This window comes from Agrobacterium sp. DKPNP3 (genome assembly GCF_052686535.1).
In genome coordinates this window covers 1-17,918 of the sequence record NZ_JBQYSN010000063.1, presented here as the reverse complement: position 1 = coordinate 17,918, position 17,918 = coordinate 1, and the positions used below count along the sequence as shown (strand labels likewise).

Below are 17,918 nucleotides of genomic sequence, written 5' to 3'. Positions count from 1 at the left end.
GTGCCTGCGTTCATTCGCCTGCGCGCCCTCGGTTTAATCAACGTCGACTGTTGCAATAAGTTGCTAATCACTCCTTTACGGAGGATGCGGGCCGCGCGCGGGCCGGCTTTATTCCCTGCGGGAGGGTAAACAGATTATTTCTGCTCGAATCGGGTCATCAACCATTCGCCGGTTTCCGACAGGCAGGCCTGCCCGGAATAAGCTGCCACACCCTCGAAGGAGTGACGCGTGGTCTTGAATTGACGGCAGACGAAACCGCTTGATTTGTCTTCGCGAATGGCGGTGACGACGCCTGCGCTGCCGGTGGCGGCGTTCGCCCAGGGCAGCGGCTGATCTGCAAGCTTGGCGAGATCGGCCGATGTGACCGCATTGCGAATGGTTACGTCGTCGGTCTGGGCGCTGCCATTCTGCTGGTTGGGCACGGAGGCAGTGGAAAGCGAGCGGTCGACCTTGTCGCCGCCGAACAGATCGAGGCTGACACATCCGCTCAGCACCACAAGCATCGACACGACGGCGGAAACTTCCGCTACCGACGAAAGGAGGCTCTTTGTTCGACTGTTCGACTTTGCTATGACGGTCACCATCTTTCACCAGAGATCATCTCTGGGGTCCAAATCAGCTCGGGAGCATTTTAGTCAATATGTCGGAAACGGGGTTAACATCCAGTGACTTCACGGAAGAAAATGAACCTTTCACGCTTTTTGCCGAGTGGCTGAAGGACGCGACGGCTTCCGAAATCAATGATCCGAACGCAGTGGCACTCGCCACCGTGGACGAAAATGGCCTTCCGAACGTGCGCATGGTGCTGCTGAAAGGTGTCGATGACCGCGGCTTCGTGTTCTACACGAATTTCGAAAGCCAGAAGGGCCGGGAGATCCTCGGCCAGAAAAAAGCGGCCATGTGTTTCCACTGGAAGAGCCTGCGGCGACAGGTGCGCCTGCGGGGCGAGGTGGAGATCGTGAGCGACGCGGAGGCGGATGCCTATTACGCCTCCCGCCCGCGCGGCAGCCGCATCGGCGCCTGGGCCTCCAAGCAGTCGCGGCCGCTGGAGGGCCGTTTCGCGCTGGAAAAGGCCGTGGCCGAATATACTGCCAAATATGCGATCGGCGATATTCCGCGCCCATCCCACTGGTCCGGTTTCCGCATTCGCCCAGTGAGCATCGAATTCTGGCATGATCGCAAGTTCCGCCTGCATGACCGCATCGAATTCCGCCGCGAGACGCCTGACGGTGCCTGGTCGAAGGTCCGCATGTACCCGTAAAGGCAAGTCGGCGGGGCGTCGTGGCCCGCCTATTTCAGCAGCGAATCGAACAAGGGCAGGCCGATGACGGCAGACATGGCGATCAGCCCGTAGCAGATGCGCCTGAAGGATGCCTCATCGGCAAACCCATGTAATCGCGACCCTGCGTAAAGGCCCGCACCGTAAAAGGGCAACGCCAGCAGGAAAAACACGAAGACATCGAAGCTGAACAGGCCGCCCAAAAGATAGCTGGCCAGGGAAAATATCGTCGATACCGCAAAATAAAGAATGACATTGGCGCGCACGAAAGCGCCCTTCAGCGCGCCGCCCAGCCAATAGGCGACGACGGGCGGGCCACCCAGCTGGGCGGCGCCTGAAAACAGGCCAGCCACGAGTCCGGTGAGAAGGGTGAGCGGCGTCTTCGGCCGGCCGCTGTAACGCCAGCCGGACAACAGGAACACGAGCAGCACCACGACGACGCCTGAAATGAGCCAGCGCAGCGTCAAGGGATCACCCTTGGCGAGCAACATTGTGCCGACGGGAACGCCGACAAGGGCGCCGGTCGCCATGGTGAACACGTCCCGCCGGTCCGCCATGCGGAAGGCGGGCGGTATCATGCCGACAGTTAGCACGGCGTCCACCACCAGCAGAACCGCCGAAGCCACACGTGGCCCGACGATGGCGCTCGCAAGCGGGATGAATATGAGCGCCGCGCCGAAGCCGGAAAAGCCGCGGGCAAGGCCGGCAAGAAGGGCTGCGCCGGCAAACATGGCGAGCAGCACCGGTCTGTGTGCGGCGACGAATGACGCCAGGAAGTCGAGATGGGACATGGGTGACGGCATGATTGTTTGAATATCTTTTCTCTATCGCGCTTGCATGCGCATGTCCCGGAAATTTCTGTTCATGGCTGCATGACGCCCTGACGGGTCGACGCCGTCAGAGAATCATGATTAGAGTTTTAGCGAGTGAACAAAGGATGAACAAATGTTTGCTGACATGATGCGTCGGTTTGAAGAGGCGTCGCAAAAATATGCCGCTGAAAACGGGATATTCCGCGATCCGGACTGGTACATGCTGAAGCTTCAGGAAGAGGTTGGCGAGGTCACACAGGCCTGGAACCGGCTGACAGGAAGGGCGCGCGTTAAGGGTAGGAGCAAAGAGGAGACGAAGCGGGATCTGGCCGACGAAACCGCCGATCTCCTCGGCCATGTGCTGTTACTGGCCCATTATAACGGTCTCGATATTGAAGGAGCGATCGAGCGTAAGTGGTACTTTACGCCGTCAAAACCCTGAAGGCTCCAGCTTTTCCAACATGGCCGCCACGGCGTTAAGGTCGCTGGCGACGGCCACGCATTTCTCCCGCATTTCCTCCGTCGGCGGTGCAACGTCAGGCACCATGATGGTCATCATGCCCGCCGATGTTGCCGAGCGTACACCCGAGTAGGAATCCTCCAAGGCAAGACAGCGCCCGGGATCGAGGGAAAGCCGTCGCGCCGCCGTCAGATAGGGCATGGGCGCCGGTTTCGGCTCCGTATAGTCCCCGCGTGCGACAATGGTGTCGAAACGTCCGAGAAGATCGTGGGGCCCAAGGTGCCGCGTCACCGAAGCGTGTCGGGACGAGGTGGCGATGGCGCGCCGTATATTGAGCCGGTCGAGCAGATCGAGGATTTCGACGACGCCCGGCTTCAACGCCACGCCATCAGCCATCATCACGCCAAGATGCCGGAGCCAGGCGTCTCGAAAACTGTCGATGGGAAAATCCGCGCCATAATCGGCAAAGATGGTGCCGGTGATGACGTCCCACGGGCTGCCGCAGACCTTCTGATAGGTCTCCACCTCCATGCCATGGCCGCCTTCATCCGAGGCCGCCAGAAATGAATCGCGATAAAGCCTCTCGCTCTCGATCAACAATCCATCCATGTCGAACACCACCGCCCGCGGCAGAAAGGGCAACATGGCTCAACCGAACCGGAAGGGGCGTTCGCCGAGGCTCTCGAAGGGGCGGATCAGATACCCGTCGGGATCGGCGACGATGAATTGCCGGTTCCCCACTTCGACCGTGCCGCGCCTGTACCACTTTTCCTCAAGCGGCATGACGAGATCGATGGCAGACCGCTCCAGCCGGAATAGAATGGGCTGCAGGGAGGGAACGGCGATCTGCAGGTTCATGCCGCGGCCCAACGGCGCATCGAGCGAGGCATTGCCCGCCACAAAGGTCCGGGTCGCACCAATCTGGTCAATCATCAGCTCTGCGTCGCCCAGCGCCAGATAGGTAAAGCCCTCTTCGGGGCGCTCGTAAACCACATGGAAGCCAATCAGGTCGCAATAAAAAGCGCGGCTCTTCTGCCAGTCGCTGACGGCAAGTTCAGGAACGAGGGCATTTCGTATGATGGTCGTTGTCTCCTTCGCCACGCAGGCCCCGGATGGGAGGAGGGGCCCGCCATAAGTCTTGATATTATCGCGTTCGCGCCAGCGCGCCAGAAAAAACAGCATCATGGCAGCCATGTGTGGGGTCATGGGCTGGCAAGGCACCGGCAGGCTCAGTGTGGCTGCAACTCTTTCTGCCCTCATTCCGGCTCAAGGCCGGAATGAGGGACCGGGCGGGATAGAATGCGACGTCGTTTTGTCCGCGCTATTGAGACAACCGAGTGCAATCACCCGAAAGCCACGGCCTACGCCTTCGTGCCGCCCACAGTGATCTGGTCCATGCGCAGATGCGGCTGGCCGACGCCAACCGGCACCCATTGCCCGGCCTTGCCGCAATTGCCGATGCCGGTATCGAGCTTTGAGTCATTGCCGATCATCGATACGCGCTTCATCGCATCCGGGCCGTTGCCGATCAGCATCGCGCCCTTCACCGGCGCACCGATCTTGCCGTTCTCGATGAGATAGGCCTCGGTGCAGCCGAACACGAATTTGCCCGAGGTGATATCCACCTGACCGCCACCAAAGGAGACGGCGTAGATACCCTTTTTGACGGATGCAATGATCTCTTCTGGCGTTTTGTCCCCGGAGAGCATGTAGGTATTGGTCATGCGCGGCATCGGCACATAGGCATAACCCTGGCGGCGGCCGTTGCCGGTGGGCCTCGCACCCATCAGCCGGGCGTTCTGCCGGTCCTGCATGTAGCCGACGAGCCTGCCGTTCTCGATCAAGACATTATATCCTGAAGGCGTGCCTTCGTCGTCGATGGTTAGCGAACCACGCCGGCTGTCGATCGTGCCGTCGTCGACGACAGTGACACCGGGTGCGGCGACCATCTCGCCCATCAGACCAGCGAATGCGGATGTCTTCTTGCGGTTGAAATCGCCCTCCAGACCATGACCCACGGCCTCATGCAGCATCACACCCGGCCAGCCGGAACCCAGCACGACATCCATGGTGCCCGCTGGCGCATCGATGGCCGTGAGGTTGACGAGCGCCTGCCGCAGCGCTTCATCAGCACCGCGCTGCCAGTTTTCCGTGGTAATGAAATCGCCGAAACCGACCCGGCCGCCGATCCCGTAGGAGCCGCTTTCCTGCCGGTCGCCTTCGCCCGCGACCACGGAAATGTTGATACGGGTCATCGGCCTGACGTCACTGACACGATGGCCATCGGCGCGCAGAATATCCACCACCTGCCAGCTGGCGGAAATCGTCGCCGTCACCTGCCGGACATTCGGATCCTTATCACGCAGATAGGCGTCGATATCGGTGAGGAGCTTCACCTTCTCCTCGAAGCTGGGGCTGCCGATCGGGTTTTCGTCGCCATAAAGCTTCTTATTGGTGCGTTGCGGCGCGGCGGCATAGGAGCCGGAATATCCTTTGGTAACAGCGCCCACCGCGTCGGAAGCACGCTTCAGCGCGCTTTGCGAAAGCTCGCCGGCATGGGCATAACCGACCGTCTCGCCAGCGACGGCGCGAAGGCCAAAACCCTGGTCGGTGTTAAAGGAGCCGCCCTTGAGACGGCCATTGTCGAAGGTGAGCGACTCCGCCTGCGCATGTTCGATGAACAACTCGCCATCATCGGCGCCCGCAAGCGCCTCTCCAACGAGCTTGCGCAATTGCGTTTCATCGCAATCGAAGAGTTTTACAAGGTCGTCGGTCATGGGAGGCTCCAAACTGAATAGTGTCTGGCAAGCATGTAGGGTCGTGCGCCGCCGGTGGCAAGCCAAAGCGTACTGAGGCTTAGGTTAGCTTGAAGATAAGATGCACGACAAAAGTCGTGCCCACATAGAAGGGGAGGACATGGAAAACTACCAAAGCCATCGGACGGGTCCAGTGCGGAGCCGGATTCGGAACGATACGTTGCCAGTGCAGCTGCGACAGAACATTCGCAGCCACCACCACAATCACCAGCTGCGGATTCCCATCTGTAACCATGAAATCGGGCAACAAGCCGACTTCATCTGCAAGGCTAACCGCGAATGTGAGTAATAGAAATGCGACAAGTACACCGCAAAAACAACGCAGCGTTACCGGCTTTTTCTTAATCATGAAATCCGACGATAAATAAAACAATACTTATATAGTAAAGTTTTAGCGGTCGGTTTCAAGCTTATTGTTTACGGAAGCGCGTCGTAACCTTCGGCAAAGCCGGAAAGCTCGATCGGAATGCCGACGCGGTCCTGATCCACGGCTTCGCGCAGCGCGAAAACCGCGTTCTTGCCGGCGCGCAAAACCTTCAGCAATTCGTCGTCAATATCGACTTCCACATAGCAGCCTTCGGAGAAGCAGCGGGTGAAATAGGCGCGGCCGATATTATTATTGTCGATATAGAGCTCCATGCCATCCTTCAAAAGCACGCCGAGCGGCGCGAGGATGCGCAGGATGCGCGACTTGCGATCGGCCGTCTTCAGAACGACAACCGAAAGTCCCACTTCCGGGCGGTCGTCGGCAATGACATTCTGCATCAGCGCACATTGCTCTTCAGAGGCGCCGGCCGGCTTGTCGCAGATGACGGACCACGCACCATGCGTCGACTTTGGCGTGCCGGGCGGCTGCTGTTGCGCCAGCGCCGCTGCAGCGGGGGCGATGATGGCAAGACCGGCGGCGGCAAGAAAAGTGCGCGCGAGCGGGGAAAGACGCATGGATACCTCTGGGATTCGAATCAGTGCGGCTATTTTGACGCCATAATCCGGAAAAAAAAGCCTGGAGCCTTCAATTCCAGCCGAGTTGGGCGGAAATAGGACCTGTCGGCCCGCATGGAGAATGGATTTGTCCGGTGCGTCCTTCGTTCTCCGCCGATCAAACCGGCTGCCAGGCGGGGCTTGTCGCATTTTGGCCGCTCGAAATCGCCTTCGGTAGGAGAGCTCACGCAAAGGGTGCAGGAAACTCGCCTGCGGATTGATCAATGGCAAAATTGGGGCGCTTCCGTGTCCTCACGCATATTGCGGCAGAGGGCAAACTGTGGTTTGAAGTTATTACCATTAGCATGGATTCTGCGCCTGTGATTGATCTGGATCAGGCGCGTGAGGGAGAGGGTACCGTGAGGAATAGGATTTACGCAGCATTGGCGGGGATGACCTGTCTGCTCACGGCTGTCGGCGCCCACGCCGATCAGCCGGTGCATTGGCAAATGGGCATGCAGGAGGCAGCCACGCCGATCATGCACGAAATACGCTGGTTCGAACAATATACGCTTTGGTTCATTGTTCCGGTTACGCTTTTCGTTCTTGCGCTGCTCATCATCGTCGCCTTGAAATTCCGCGCCGCGAAAAATCCGGTGGCGTCCAAGACCAGCCATAACACGGCGATCGAGGTTGTCTGGACGCTGGCGCCGGTTCTCATTCTTCTGTTTCTCGCTTTCCCCTCGTTCAATCTTCTGAACGCACAGCTGACGCAACCGGAAAACCCAGACCTGACGCTGAAGGCCACCGCCACGCAATGGCTGTGGAGTTATGAATATGCCGCAGCCGAAGGCGCCGAGCCGCTCTCCTTCGACAGCTATCTGCTGAAGGACCAGGATCGCGCCGCTGCGGGCAAGGAAGACAAGGCCCGCTATCCGCGTCTTCTCGCTGTCGATAATGAAATGGTCGTTCCCGTCGGCAAGACCGTTCGCCTTCTGGTAACGGCAGCTCCGACGGACGTCATTCACGCCTTCGCCATGCCCGCTTTCGGCGTCAAGATCGATGCCGTGCCGGGCCGCCTCAACGAAACCTGGTTCAAGCCGGAGAAGGAAGGCCTTTATTACGGCCAGTGTTCCGAGCTTTGCGGCAAGGACCACGCCTTCATGCCGATCGCCATTCGGGTGGTTTCCGAACAGCAATACAATGCCTGGCACGCCGCCGCCGCTTCCGACCTGAATGCGGCAAACCGGGCGCTGATGGCCTCCGTCGATGGCGCTCCGCGCACGGTCGACGTTGCCGCCAACGAAACCAACTGACTGGAGTGACGACAATGGCTGGACCTTCCGCACACGACGATCATCACTCGCATGGTCATCCCGCTCATGACGATCATTCGCATGACGCGCATCATTCCCACACGCCGGGCTTCTTCGCCCGCTGGTTCCTGTCCACCAACCATAAGGACATCGGCACGCTCTACCTGATCTTCGCCATCATGGCGGGCATCATCGGTGGCGGCCTGTCGGTCGTCATGCGCATGGAGCTGCAGGAGCCGGGCATCCAAATCTTCCACGGTCTGGCATCCATGGTCTATGGCTTCGAGGGCGACGCTGCCATCGACGGCGGCAAGCACATGTTCAACGTGTTCACCACGGCGCATGCGCTGATCATGATCTTCTTCATGGTCATGCCGGCCATGATCGGCGGTTTTGCCAACTGGATGATCCCGATCATGATCGGCGCGCCAGACATGGCTTTCCCGCGCCTCAACAACATCTCCTTCTGGCTGATCGTCCCCGCTTTTATCCTGCTGCTGCTTTCGCTCTTCGTGGAGGGCCCGGCGGGCGCTTATGGCGTGGGTGGCGGCTGGACCATGTATCCGCCGCTGTCGACAAGCGGCATGCCCGGACCGGCGGTGGATCTTGCGATCTTCTCGCTGCACGTCGCCGGCGCATCCTCGATCCTCGGTGCGATCAACTTCATCACCACGATCCTGAACATGCGCGCACCGGGCATGACGCTGCACAAGATGCCGCTCTTTGCCTGGTCGGTTCTGGTCACCGCATTCCTGCTGCTGCTTTCGCTGCCGGTTCTGGCGGGTGGCATCACCATGCTTCTGACCGACCGCAACTTCGGCACGGCATTCTTCTCGCCGGAAGGCGGCGGTGATCCGATCCTTTATCAGCACCTGTTCTGGTTCTTCGGCCACCCGGAAGTGTACATCCTGATCCTGCCCGGTTTCGGCATCATCAGCCACATCGTGTCCACCTTCTCGAAGAAGCCGGTCTTCGGTTATCTCGGCATGGCCTATGCCATGGTCGCCATCGGCGCCGTCGGCTTCATCGTCTGGGCGCACCACATGTATACGGTCGGCCTGTCGCTCGAAGCGCAGCGTTATTTCGTCTTCGCAACCATGGTCATCGCGGTGCCGACAGGCATCAAGATTTTCTCGTGGATCGCGACGATGTGGGGCGGCTCGCTCACCTTCTCGACACCGATGGTCTGGGCAATCGGCTTCATCTTCCTGTTCACGGTGGGCGGCGTCACCGGCGTGCAGCTCGCCAATGCCGGTCTCGACCGTTCGCTGCATGATACCTATTACGTCGTGGCCCACTTCCACTATGTTCTGTCGCTGGGCGCCGTCTTTGCGATCTTCGCCGGCTGGTATTACTGGTTCCCGAAGATCACCGGCTATATGTACAGCGAGTTCATCGGCAAGCTGCATTTCTGGGTCATGTTCGTCGGCGTGAACCTGATCTTCTTCCCGCAGCACTTCCTCGGTCTCGCTGGCATGCCGCGCCGCTACATCGATTATCCCGATGCTTACGCCGGCTGGAACATGGTTTCGTCCTACGGTTCCTATATCTCGGCGGTTGCCGTCGGCATCTTCCTCTTCGGCGTCTGGGAAGCCTTCGCCAAGAAGCGGATCGCCGGTAACAATCCATGGGGTGAAGGTGCGACGACGCTCGAATGGCAGTTGTCTTCGCCGCCGCCTTATCACCAGTGGGAACAGCTGCCGCGCATTCGCTGATGCGCGGGCCGGAAGGCGCAGGCTTGGCTTGCGCAGTCCGGCTGCTGACAGAGAGGGACGGCGCGGTTTGATCCGTGCCGTTTGCCGAACGGGCAGGGCTCCTGCCGCGTGACATTTTGTCCAAGCGATGCCAACAGTCCGACGTGATACATGCTCCGGACGTGATAAAAGCCAAATCTGGCCTTTATGAAATGCAAGCGCAGACGAATGGCGGCAGGGTCCGGCGAATGGCTGGCACATGCTGGTATCGGTTTTCCCCGGTACCGGTCCTGCGGGCAGGTTCGGGACCCATGAATTGAAGCATCGCGCATGCCGGAAATCCCATTCGTTTTTCGGGCCGGTGCAAGGGATGTCGTTTCTGACGGCATCTGAAGGAAACAGGACAGGACATGACCGTTATCGACGATCGCGACATACTGGGCGCACAAAGCTCCGGACTTTCGGAAGCCGGCGCACGCGATTATTTCGAATTGCTGAAGCCGCGCGTCATGTCGCTCGTCGTCTTCACGGCCTTTGCCGGCCTCGTGCTGGCGCCTGGTCACATCAATCCGATTTTGGGCGTCATCGCCGTTCTCTGCATCGCCGTTGGCGCCGGTGCATCCGGCGCGCTCAACATGTGGTACGATGCCGATATCGACGCGGTGATGAGCCGCACCGCTAGACGGCCGATTCCCTCGGGTCGCATCGCGCCGCGCGAGGCGCTCGCCTTCGGGCTGACATTGTCCGCTTTCTCGGTGGTCATTCTCGGTCTTGCGGTCAACTGGTTCTCGGCCGGCCTGCTTGCATTCACGATCTTCTTTTATGCCGTCGTTTATACAATGTGGCTGAAGCGCTCGACGCCGCAGAATATCGTCATCGGCGGCGCTGCCGGCGCTTTTCCGCCCATGCTCGGCTGGGCCTGCGTCACGGGCGGCGTTTCGCTTGATAGCATCATCCTGTTCCTCGTCATCTTCCTGTGGACACCGGCCCATTTCTGGGCGCTGGCGCTCTTCAAGATGCGCGATTACGGCTCGGTCGGCATTCCGATGATGCCGAATGTCGCCGGCGAACGCTCCACCAAGAACCAGATGATCGTTTATGCGGTGCTCACGGCCGCTGCCGCCGTCGCACCTTATTTCACCGGCCTTGCGAGCGCCGGTTACGGCATCTTCGCCGCCGTGCTGAGCGCAATCTTCGTCTACTGTTCGCTCATTGTCCGGCGCATGCCTGACGGTGACGAGAAAATGCTGCCGGCCAAGAAGATGTTTGCCTATTCGGTTTTTTATCTCTTCGCGATTTTCTCTGGCCTGCTGGCCGATCACTTCGCGCCGGCTCTTAAGGCCGTCATGTCGGGAGTCCTGTGATGGAAACGGTGGAACTGAGCGCGGCTCAGAAAAAATCGAGACGCGGGCGCAACATCGCGCTCGGCCTCCTGTTGGCCGGCCTGGTGGTGCTGTTCTACATCATCACCATCATCAAGATCGGCTCGCATTGACGCGCTGATTACGGGGAGAGGAGGAGGAGATGGCAAATATGGAAACGCAGGCGGCAGCGACCGGCAGGCAGAAGGTGAGCAATCGCTCCATTCTCGTGCTGTGTCTCGTGTTTTTCTGCGCCATGATCGGCATGGCCTATGCCGCCGTGCCGCTCTACAGCCTGTTCTGCCGAGTCACCGGCTATAACGGCACGACCCAGCGCGTCGAGCAATATTCCGACGTCATCCTCGACAAGACCATCAACGTCACCTTCGACGCCAACACGTCGAACGGCCTGAACTGGGATTTCCGCCCCGTCGACAAGAAGGTCACGCCGAAGATCGGCGAAACCGTGCAGGTCACTTTCAAGGCAACGAACCGTTCGCCAGTCGCGACAACGGGAACGGCGGTTTTCAACGTGACGCCGATGGAAGCCGGCGCTTATTTCAACAAGGTGGAATGTTTTTGCTTCACCGAAACGACGTTGCAGCCGGGCGAGACGCTGGAAATGCCGGTGGTTTTCTTTGTCGATCCTGACATCGCCACGGCGCGCGAAACCAAGAGCGTCCACACTTTAACGCTGTCCTATACGTTTTATCCGGCCAAAACCGAAAAACCGGTTGCGTCCTTGCCGGTAAAGACAGAATCTGGCGACAGCAAATTGTAATGAGGAGATCCGGGTCTTTTGAGGGGGCCGGATCAGGGAAGAGATAGCAGGGGATTGTCGTCATGGCAGACACGCATCAGAAGAACCACGACTACCACATCATAGACCCGAGCCCCTGGCCGCTTCTGGCCTCGATCGGCGCCTTCGTCATGACATTCGGCGGCGTCTGCTACATGCGTTACCTCTCGGGCGGCTCATTCAAGCTGTTCGGCGCGGAACTGGCCAACCCATGGCTGTTCTATATCGGTCTCGTAATCGTGCTTTACGTGATGTATGCCTGGTGGGCGGATACGATCAAGGAAGCCAATGAGGGCAGCCACACGCCGGTCGTCTCGCTGCATCTGCGCTACGGCATGATCATGTTCATCGCCTCAGAGGTGATGTTCTTCGTGGCCTGGTTCTGGGCCTATTTCGACGCCAGTCTCTTCCCGCATGAGGCCATTCAGGCATCCCGCCTCGAATATACCGGCGGTCAATGGCCGCCCAAGGGGATCGAGGTCATCGATCCCTGGCATCTGCCGCTGTACAACACCGTTATCCTGCTGCTGTCGGGCACCTGCGTGACCTGGGCCCACCACGCCCTGCTGCACAACGACCGCAAGGGCCTGATTTCCGGTCTGGCACTCACCGTGGCGCTTGGCGTGCTGTTCTCTGCCGTGCAGATTTACGAATACATGCATGCGCCGTTCGACTTCAAAAATTCGATCTATGGCGCGACCTTCTTCATGGCGACCGGTTTCCACGGTTTCCACGTCTTCGTCGGCACGGTCTTCCTGCTGGTCTGCCTGTTCCGCGCCATTGCCGGCGGGTTTACGCCAAAGCGGCATTTTGGCTTTGAGGCCGCTGCCTGGTACTGGCACTTCGTTGACGTCGTCTGGCTGTTCCTGTTTTTTGCCATCTATATCTGGGGTGGCTGGGGCGCGCCGATCCACGGGTAAATTACGCCGGTTAGCCCACCAGGGTGCTTTTGAAGCGAGTCGTTGCCGCGTGTTTCTTCTCCCCGCCGGGGAGAAGTCCGCGGCAGCGGGATGAGGGGCAAGGGTAGAGGTATTCGGCGACGTTGCCCCCTCATCCGGCCCTTCGGGCCACCTTCTCCCCGGGGGGTAAAGAAATACGAGGCGCCGTCGAGCAACAAACAGGCGCCCGGGTTTTGAGGCAAGCTTCCAAGAGGTTCGACGTCACCCTCGGGCTTTGGCCAACTTCGCGGAAGGTCTCTCCATGTCTGAACCATCAAACGGAAATTTCGCCCCGGTCGATCCCATCAAGGTCGGTCTGAAAGGCTGCTGCCCGCGATGCGGCAATGGCCGTCTTTTCGATGGTTTCCTGACGATAAAACCCGCCTGTAGCGCCTGCGGGCTGGATTATCGCTTCGCCGATGCAGGGGATGGGCCGGCGGTCTTCGTCATGCTGATCGTCGGATTTCTGGTGGTCGGACTGGCGCTCTGGGTCGATCAGCATTTTGTGCCCCCCGTTTGGGTGCATATCCTGCTGTGGTTGCCGTTTACGGTGTTTGTCTCCCTGTTGCTGCTGCGCAAGTTGAAAGGGATCATGATTGCGCTGCAATACCGCAACAATGCAAGCGAAGGCAGGCTTGATCGTGAATGACATGTCCCACATGAAGGCCGCGCAGCGGCGGGTCTGGTTTGCAGCGCCGCTGGTGCTTCTGGCGCTTGCCATTCTCATCGGGCTTGGCACATGGCAGGTGAAGCGCCTTTATTGGAAAGAAGCGCTGATGGCCGATATCGAGCAGCGGCGGAGCGCAGATCCGGCGACACTTGAAGAGATCGAGGCGATCGCGAGAAGCGGCGGGGATATAGAATACCGCAAGGTCAGGCTATCGGGCACATTTGATCACACGCGCGAACGACATTTCTTCGCCACCCATCAGGGCCAGACAGGCTATTACGTCTTTACGCCGCTCACTCTGCCCGATGGCCGAATTCTCTTCGTCAATCGCGGCTTCGTGCCCTTCGAGATGAAGGACCCGGCCGAACGGCCGGACGGCCAGGTTGCGGGCGAGGTGACGCTGACCGGTCTGGCGCGCGCGCCGCTCCTCGCGAAACCGTCCTCCCTGCTGCCGGACAATGATATCGCCAAGAACATCTTCTATTGGAAAGATCTGGCGGCCATGGCCGAAAGCGCGCAGGTGCCGGCAGGCCGGCTGGTGAACCTGTTTGTCGACGCCGATGCCACGCCCAATCCCGGCGGCTGGCCGATGGGTGGGGTAACGCTGATAGATTTGCCCAACAATCACCTTCAATACGCGATAACGTGGTATGGGCTGGCGGCGGCCCTTGTCATCGTCGTCGGTTTTGCCTATTTCCGGAACGGCAAGACGCAGGACGAATGACGCGCAGGCCCTGTAGGGTCGTTCTAGGGCAAGGCCACGGAACTGGCCAAGGAGTTGGCCAAGGAGCTGGAATGAACATCGCCGTATCCAAACCCCCTTTGACGATAAGGCTGTGCGGACCGCGCGGCTTTTGCGCGGGCGTGGACCGGGCAATCCAGATCGTGGTGCTGGCGCTCAAGGCCTATGGCGCACCCGTCTATGTTCGCCACGAAATCGTGCATAACCGTTATGTCGTGGAAGGGCTGGAGGCAAAGGGCGCGGTTTTCGTCGAAGAACTGCACGAAATTCCCGCCGAGCATCGCGAGCAGCCGGTTGTCTTCTCTGCGCATGGCGTGCCGAAATCCGTGCCGGAGGACGCACAGGCGCGCAACCTCTTCTATCTCGACGCCACGTGCCCGCTTGTTTCCAAGGTCCACAAGCAGGCCATGCGCCATCAGCGCCTCGGGCGCCATGTCATCCTGATCGGCCATGCTGGCCACCCGGAGGTCATCGGCACCATGGGGCAGCTTCCCGAAGGCACGGTGTCGCTGATCGAAACGGTCGAGGATGTTGACCGTTACGAACCAGTCGATCGCGAGAACCTCGGCTTCGTTACGCAGACGACGCTGTCGGTTGACGACACGGCAGGCGTGATCGCCAGGCTACAGGCGCGGTTCCCGGCCATTCAGGCCCCCGCCGCCGACAGCATCTGCTACGCGACAACCAACCGTCAGGATGCGGTAAAGCAGGCGGCCCCCGGCTGCGACCTCTTCATCGTCGTTGGCGCGCCAAATTCCTCCAATTCCAAGCGGCTGGTAGAAGTCGCCCTGCGCGCCGGCGCGAAGCGCTCCGTTCTCGTGCAGCGGGCCTCGGAAATCGACTGGAATGAAATTGGCGATATCAGCACCGTTGGCCTTTCCGCCGGCGCTTCCGCCCCTGAGGTTATCGTTGATGAAATCATCGAAGCCTTCAAGGCGCGTTTTGACACGACGCTTGATCTTGCCGTCACGGTTGAGGAAACGGAGCATTTCCTCGTCAATCGCGAGCTGCGCACCATCGAACTCACGACGGACGACATGGCCTTCGTCAACGGCAACGCCAGCAACGCGCTGCCGCCGAAAGCTGCTGCCGGTCTTTAGGCGCTGCGGCGCTCAACGTTGTCCTGTCCGCCCGCGTCACGCTCGAAATTTCCGATCCATCCTTCATGACGAGATTTTAAATTGGCAGTTTATACTGACATCACCGAAGATGATCTGAGGAATTTCCTCACGCAATATGACGTCGGCAGCCTCACCTCGTATAAGGGTATTGCCGAGGGTGTAGAAAACTCCAATTTTCTGCTGCACACCACCAGGGATCCGCTGATCCTGACGCTTTATGAAAAGCGGGTGGAGAAAAATGACCTGCCCTTCTTCCTCGGCCTCATGCAGCATCTGGCCGCCAAGGGCCTGTCCTGCCCCTTGCCGCTGCCGCGCAAGGATGGCGCGTTGCTGGGAGAGCTGTCGGGCCGCCCCGCCGCACTTATTTCCTTCCTCGAAGGCATGTGGCTGAGAAAACCGGAAGCGAAACACTGCCGCGAAGTCGGCAAGGCGCTGGCCGCCATGCATCTTGCCGGTGAGGGTTTTGAGATCAAGCGCCCGAATGCGCTGTCCGTCGAAGGCTGGAAGGTGCTGTGGGACAAGGCGGAGGCCCGCGCCGACGAGGTGGAAAAGGGCCTGAAAGACGAAATTCGCCCCGAGATCGATTATCTCGCGGCCCATTGGCCGAAGGATTTGCCGGCTGGCGTGATCCATGCTGATCTGTTTCAGGACAATGTCTTTTTTCTTGGCGACGAACTCTCCGGGCTGATCGATTTTTATTTCGCCTGCAACGATCTGCTCGCTTATGACGTGTCGATCTGCCTCAACGCCTGGTGCTTCGAAAAGGACGGCGCTTACAACGTCACCAAGGGTAAGGCGTTGCTGGAAGGTTATCAGTCGGTACGGCCGCTCGGCGAAGCGGAGCTCGAAGCGCTGCCGCTTCTGGCGCGCGGTTCGGCGCTGCGTTTCTTCCTGACGCGCCTTTATGACTGGCTGACGACGCCGGAAGGCGCGCTGGTGGTGAAGAAAGACCCGCTGGAATATCTGCGCAAGTTGCGGTTCCATCGTTCCATCGCCACTGTCGCCGAATACGGGCTGGCAGGCGAATGAAGCATGTCGATATCTTCACCGATGGTGCCTGCTCGGGCAACCCCGGCCCGGGCGGCTGGGGCGCGGTGTTGCGTTACGGTGGGGTCGAAAAGGAACTCTCCGGCGGCGAAGCCGAAACCACCAACAACCGCATGGAATTGCTCGCCGCGATTTCAGCGCTGAATGCGCTGAAAAGCCCCTGCGAGGTCGATCTTTACACGGATAGCGCCTATGTGAAGGACGGCATCACCAAGTGGATATTCGGCTGGAAAAAGAAGGGCTGGAAAACCGCCGACAACAAGCCGGTCAAGAATGTCGAGCTTTGGCAGGCGCTGGAGGCCGCACAGCAGCGCCATAAGGTCACGCTGCATTGGGTGAAGGGCCATGCCGGTCATCCTGAAAACGAGCGCGCCGACGAATTGGCGCGCAAGGGCATGGAGCCCTTTAAACGGCGATAACGGAAATCTGCCTGCTCTGGACCGCGAAAATGGAGCTGCTTAATCCGGCCGCCATTCCAGGGGTTGTGAAAACCGAAACCCGACCTATCTTGTCGACAAGGGTGCTTGCGTGGTGCCCAACGGAGGAGAGGAATCCGGATGATCCTGCATTGTGTCTTTCTACGCTTCAAGGCCGCCACGGCCGCTTCTGAAAAACATGCGATTTTCGAGGCGATCGCCGCCCTCAAAGACGTCATACCCGGCATTATCGATGTGAAATACGGTCAGAATGTCTCACCCGAAGGGCTGAATGGCGGCTTTGTCGATGGTTTCATCGTGACACTCGAAAGCCCGGAAGCCCGCGACGACTATCTCGCCCATCCCCAGCATGTCGAAGTGGGTGAACGTTTGGTGTCGCTGACCGATGGTGGCCTTGCCGGGCTTCTGGTGTTCGACATGAATGTCTAGACGCAAGCAGCGGGTCAGAAAGCGATTTTCCAGCCGGTGCGAACCCATAGGTCGGAATCGCCGCCCTCGCTGGTGACGTTGAGGTTCAGCGACGCCGTGCCGCCCGCTACATCGAATTCCGCGCCAAGGCCGCCGCGCAGCCAGAAGTGGTCGATGTCTTGTCCGGCGAAGGAAAACCCCATGAGCCCGTCAATGACGCCCGTGGTCGTTGCCGTCTTTTTTTCGACCCGATAGACCGCCTCGGCTCGTACCAGGATGCGGATTGAGTCGCTGAGGTCGGTCACCCCATCGAGACCGGCGCGAATGATGGTGGACTGCTCGCCGCTTGCGTCAAAATGCGCTGGGAACGCGCCACCTGTCTCCGCATAAGCGCCCATCTCGGCTTTGGCGTAAGTCACCCCCGCATAGGGCGTCAGGTTCCATTCGCCGATTGAGAATGCGTCCAGCCAGTCGAAGCGCAGTTTCGCCGCCCAGACATCGAGATCGGTCTCGCCCCGCGAATAATCCATCGCACCGCCATTGAGGTAACCACGCTCGATCGACATCCTGCCGGGTGCGTAATATCCACCGATGGTGGCATAGAGAGTGCCAGCGACCGGAAGGCTGATCTCCGGGGCGATGTAGAAGCCCTCCTCTGTAAAGTCGCCGCCTGTATCGATATCGCGTTGGTCGTGAAGGCCGCCGAAGGAGATACGTGCCGTCGCGCCACCTTCCAGCCCGATGCCATAGCCGATATCGGCAATGCCGAAGCCGCCAGCCGCGTCGCGGCCGTCATTGTAGCCGATATCGCTGATGATGGAGAAAGATTGCTGACCCGGCTCCAGCAGGCTGCGCATTGGCGCGCCGTGGGCGCCATCCACCACGGTATTGGCGATGGCAAGGCCGACACCCGCATTCGGCCTCGCGGCCAGCGTGCTGGCATATTGATCGAGGTCGATGATGCCGGACCGCGCGGGAAGGACGGAGCGGCCAGTCGCGACGGCCGAAGCGATTGGAGGCACAGAAGCCACATGAGATGCACCCGCCACTGGCGCTGCCGAAGCGGGTGGCGGGGCAGAAGCCGCATGGGATTCACC

Annotated in this window: 22 protein-coding genes; 14 read left to right on the top strand and 8 right to left on the bottom strand. The window is 59.7% G+C overall.

Features of this window, described 5'->3' with window-relative positions; translation table 11 throughout:
• Positions 1–134: 134 nt before the first annotated feature.
• Positions 135–584, bottom strand: a complete 450-nt coding sequence (locus ACUTJJ_RS16910; protein ID WP_144575598.1) for an RT0821/Lpp0805 family surface protein — start codon at positions 582–584, stop codon at positions 135–137.
• Between the two features lie 56 nt (positions 585–640).
• Between ACUTJJ_RS16910 and pdxH the strand changes: the two genes are divergently transcribed.
• Positions 641–1,261 (top strand): pyridoxamine 5'-phosphate oxidase, encoded by a 621-nt coding sequence (pdxH, locus tag ACUTJJ_RS16905; protein ID WP_063947767.1) that lies wholly within the window; start codon positions 641–643, stop codon positions 1,259–1,261.
• Between the two features lie 29 nt (positions 1,262–1,290).
• On the opposite strand, the gene ACUTJJ_RS16900 is transcribed toward pdxH, so the two are convergent.
• Positions 1,291–2,070 (bottom strand): TSUP family transporter, encoded by a 780-nt coding sequence (locus tag ACUTJJ_RS16900; RefSeq protein WP_445542852.1) that lies wholly within the window; start codon positions 2,068–2,070, stop codon positions 1,291–1,293.
• A gap of 154 nt (positions 2,071–2,224) precedes the next feature.
• Here ACUTJJ_RS16900 and ACUTJJ_RS16895 point away from each other — a divergent pair, with 154 nt between their 5' ends.
• Positions 2,225–2,533 (top strand): MazG nucleotide pyrophosphohydrolase domain-containing protein, encoded by a 309-nt coding sequence (locus tag ACUTJJ_RS16895; RefSeq protein WP_296065053.1) that lies wholly within the window; start codon positions 2,225–2,227, stop codon positions 2,531–2,533.
• Here ACUTJJ_RS16895 and ACUTJJ_RS16890 read toward each other — a convergent pair.
• The 5 genes from ACUTJJ_RS16890 to ACUTJJ_RS16870 all read right to left on the bottom strand — a co-directional run bounded on the left by ACUTJJ_RS16890 (position 2,522) and on the right by ACUTJJ_RS16870 (position 6,309).
• On the bottom strand, positions 2,522–3,196 hold the full coding sequence (locus ACUTJJ_RS16890) for an HAD family hydrolase (RefSeq protein WP_445542851.1): 675 nt from the start codon (positions 3,194–3,196) through the stop codon (positions 2,522–2,524). The two genes, ACUTJJ_RS16895 and ACUTJJ_RS16890, sit on opposite strands and share 12 nt — an antisense overlap.
• A gap of 3 nt (positions 3,197–3,199) precedes the next feature.
• The gene (locus ACUTJJ_RS16885; RefSeq protein WP_063947822.1) at positions 3,200–3,628 is read right to left on the bottom strand and encodes a bleomycin resistance protein; all 429 of its coding nucleotides are present in this window, start codon (positions 3,626–3,628) and stop codon (positions 3,200–3,202) included.
• Positions 3,629–3,912: 284 nt separating this feature from the next.
• On the bottom strand, positions 3,913–5,328 hold the full coding sequence (tldD, locus tag ACUTJJ_RS16880; RefSeq protein WP_144575592.1) for a metalloprotease TldD: 1,416 nt from the start codon (positions 5,326–5,328) through the stop codon (positions 3,913–3,915).
• A 79-nt stretch (positions 5,329–5,407) separates the two neighbouring features.
• Positions 5,408–5,716, bottom strand: a complete 309-nt coding sequence (locus ACUTJJ_RS16875; RefSeq protein ID WP_445542850.1) for a hypothetical protein — start codon at positions 5,714–5,716, stop codon at positions 5,408–5,410.
• 68 nt (positions 5,717–5,784) lie between these two features.
• Positions 5,785–6,309, bottom strand: a complete 525-nt coding sequence (locus ACUTJJ_RS16870) for an invasion associated locus B family protein (RefSeq protein ID WP_003521101.1) — start codon at positions 6,307–6,309, stop codon at positions 5,785–5,787.
• A gap of 431 nt (positions 6,310–6,740) precedes the next feature.
• On the opposite strand from ACUTJJ_RS16870, the gene coxB reads away from it, so the two are divergent.
• The 12 genes from coxB (at position 6,741) to ACUTJJ_RS16810 (ending at position 16,842) form a co-directional block, all read left to right on the top strand.
• On the top strand, positions 6,741–7,604 hold the full coding sequence (gene coxB, locus ACUTJJ_RS16865) for a cytochrome c oxidase subunit II (RefSeq protein WP_404494413.1): 864 nt from the start codon (positions 6,741–6,743) through the stop codon (positions 7,602–7,604).
• Between the two features lie 14 nt (positions 7,605–7,618).
• A complete protein-coding gene (ctaD, locus tag ACUTJJ_RS16860; RefSeq protein WP_063947774.1) occupies positions 7,619–9,319 on the top strand; it encodes a cytochrome c oxidase subunit I in 1,701 nt (566 codons plus the stop codon).
• A 389-nt stretch (positions 9,320–9,708) separates the two neighbouring features.
• Positions 9,709–10,662 carry a heme o synthase gene (locus tag ACUTJJ_RS16855; protein ID WP_445542849.1) on the top strand — a complete coding sequence of 318 codons (954 nt, stop codon included), beginning with the start codon at positions 9,709–9,711 and terminating at the stop codon, positions 10,660–10,662.
• On the top strand, positions 10,662–10,793 hold the full coding sequence (locus ACUTJJ_RS16850) for a hypothetical protein (protein ID WP_077224630.1): 132 nt from the start codon (positions 10,662–10,664) through the stop codon (positions 10,791–10,793). Before ACUTJJ_RS16855 ends, ACUTJJ_RS16850 begins: the two co-directional genes overlap by 1 nt.
• Before the next feature lie 29 nt (positions 10,794–10,822).
• Positions 10,823–11,440 carry a cytochrome c oxidase assembly protein gene (locus tag ACUTJJ_RS16845; protein WP_063947776.1) on the top strand — a complete coding sequence of 206 codons (618 nt, stop codon included), beginning with the start codon at positions 10,823–10,825 and terminating at the stop codon, positions 11,438–11,440.
• 62 nt (positions 11,441–11,502) lie between these two features.
• The gene (locus ACUTJJ_RS16840; RefSeq protein ID WP_445542848.1) at positions 11,503–12,378 is read left to right on the top strand and encodes a cytochrome c oxidase subunit 3; all 876 of its coding nucleotides are present in this window, start codon (positions 11,503–11,505) and stop codon (positions 12,376–12,378) included.
• Between the two features lie 280 nt (positions 12,379–12,658).
• Positions 12,659–13,045 carry a DUF983 domain-containing protein gene (locus tag ACUTJJ_RS16835; RefSeq protein WP_445542847.1) on the top strand — a complete coding sequence of 129 codons (387 nt, stop codon included), beginning with the start codon at positions 12,659–12,661 and terminating at the stop codon, positions 13,043–13,045.
• Positions 13,046–13,055: 10 nt separating this feature from the next.
• Positions 13,056–13,790, top strand: coding sequence for an SURF1 family protein (locus ACUTJJ_RS16830; protein ID WP_296066464.1), 735 nt, complete (start codon positions 13,056–13,058; stop codon positions 13,788–13,790).
• A gap of 71 nt (positions 13,791–13,861) precedes the next feature.
• Positions 13,862–14,908 carry a 4-hydroxy-3-methylbut-2-enyl diphosphate reductase gene (gene ispH, locus ACUTJJ_RS16825; RefSeq protein ID WP_144575581.1) on the top strand — a complete coding sequence of 349 codons (1,047 nt, stop codon included), beginning with the start codon at positions 13,862–13,864 and terminating at the stop codon, positions 14,906–14,908.
• An 81-nt stretch (positions 14,909–14,989) separates the two neighbouring features.
• Entirely contained in the window at positions 14,990–15,958 is a 969-nt protein-coding gene (locus ACUTJJ_RS16820; protein WP_296065020.1) for a homoserine kinase, read from the top strand.
• Complete coding sequence (gene rnhA / locus ACUTJJ_RS16815; protein WP_063947781.1) at positions 15,955–16,395, top strand: ribonuclease HI; 441 nt, start codon at positions 15,955–15,957, stop codon at positions 16,393–16,395. Before ACUTJJ_RS16820 ends, rnhA begins: the two co-directional genes overlap by 4 nt.
• Positions 16,396–16,533: 138 nt before the next feature.
• A complete protein-coding gene (locus ACUTJJ_RS16810; protein WP_063947782.1) occupies positions 16,534–16,842 on the top strand; it encodes a Dabb family protein in 309 nt (102 codons plus the stop codon).
• A gap of 14 nt (positions 16,843–16,856) precedes the next feature.
• On the opposite strand, the gene ACUTJJ_RS16805 is transcribed toward ACUTJJ_RS16810, so the two are convergent.
• Positions 16,857–17,918 (bottom strand): autotransporter outer membrane beta-barrel domain-containing protein (locus tag ACUTJJ_RS16805; RefSeq protein WP_445542846.1); only part of this gene is annotated, 1,062 nt, incomplete at its 5' end.

Excerpts from the sequence above, each read along its gene's own strand:
- ACUTJJ_RS16910 (WP_144575598.1), bottom strand. The coding sequence starts at position 584 with ATGGTGACCGTCATAGCAAAGTCGAACAGTCGAACAAAGAGCCTCCTT.
- pdxH (WP_063947767.1), top strand. The coding sequence starts at position 641 with ATGTCGGAAACGGGGTTAACATCCAGTGACTTCACGGAAGAAAATGAA.
- ACUTJJ_RS16900 (WP_445542852.1), bottom strand. The coding sequence starts at position 2,070 with ATGTCCCATCTCGACTTCCTGGCGTCATTCGTCGCCGCACACAGACCG.
- ACUTJJ_RS16895 (WP_296065053.1), top strand. The coding sequence starts at position 2,225 with ATGTTTGCTGACATGATGCGTCGGTTTGAAGAGGCGTCGCAAAAATAT.
- ACUTJJ_RS16890 (WP_445542851.1), bottom strand. The coding sequence starts at position 3,196 with ATGTTGCCCTTTCTGCCGCGGGCGGTGGTGTTCGACATGGATGGATTG.
- tldD (WP_144575592.1), bottom strand. The coding sequence starts at position 5,328 with ATGACCGACGACCTTGTAAAACTCTTCGATTGCGATGAAACGCAATTG.
- ACUTJJ_RS16875 (WP_445542850.1), bottom strand. The coding sequence starts at position 5,716 with ATGATTAAGAAAAAGCCGGTAACGCTGCGTTGTTTTTGCGGTGTACTT.
- ACUTJJ_RS16870 (WP_003521101.1), bottom strand. The coding sequence starts at position 6,309 with ATGCGTCTTTCCCCGCTCGCGCGCACTTTTCTTGCCGCCGCCGGTCTT.
- coxB (WP_404494413.1), top strand. The coding sequence starts at position 6,741 with ATGACCTGTCTGCTCACGGCTGTCGGCGCCCACGCCGATCAGCCGGTG.
- ctaD (WP_063947774.1), top strand. The coding sequence starts at position 7,619 with ATGGCTGGACCTTCCGCACACGACGATCATCACTCGCATGGTCATCCC.
- ACUTJJ_RS16855 (WP_445542849.1), top strand. The coding sequence starts at position 9,709 with ATGACCGTTATCGACGATCGCGACATACTGGGCGCACAAAGCTCCGGA.
- ACUTJJ_RS16850 (WP_077224630.1), top strand. The coding sequence starts at position 10,662 with ATGGAAACGGTGGAACTGAGCGCGGCTCAGAAAAAATCGAGACGCGGG.
- ACUTJJ_RS16845 (WP_063947776.1), top strand. The coding sequence starts at position 10,823 with ATGGCAAATATGGAAACGCAGGCGGCAGCGACCGGCAGGCAGAAGGTG.
- ACUTJJ_RS16840 (WP_445542848.1), top strand. The coding sequence starts at position 11,503 with ATGGCAGACACGCATCAGAAGAACCACGACTACCACATCATAGACCCG.
- ACUTJJ_RS16835 (WP_445542847.1), top strand. The coding sequence starts at position 12,659 with ATGTCTGAACCATCAAACGGAAATTTCGCCCCGGTCGATCCCATCAAG.
- ACUTJJ_RS16830 (WP_296066464.1), top strand. The coding sequence starts at position 13,056 with ATGAAGGCCGCGCAGCGGCGGGTCTGGTTTGCAGCGCCGCTGGTGCTT.
- ispH (WP_144575581.1), top strand. The coding sequence starts at position 13,862 with ATGAACATCGCCGTATCCAAACCCCCTTTGACGATAAGGCTGTGCGGA.
- rnhA (WP_063947781.1), top strand. The coding sequence starts at position 15,955 with ATGAAGCATGTCGATATCTTCACCGATGGTGCCTGCTCGGGCAACCCC.
- ACUTJJ_RS16810 (WP_063947782.1), top strand. The coding sequence starts at position 16,534 with ATGATCCTGCATTGTGTCTTTCTACGCTTCAAGGCCGCCACGGCCGCT.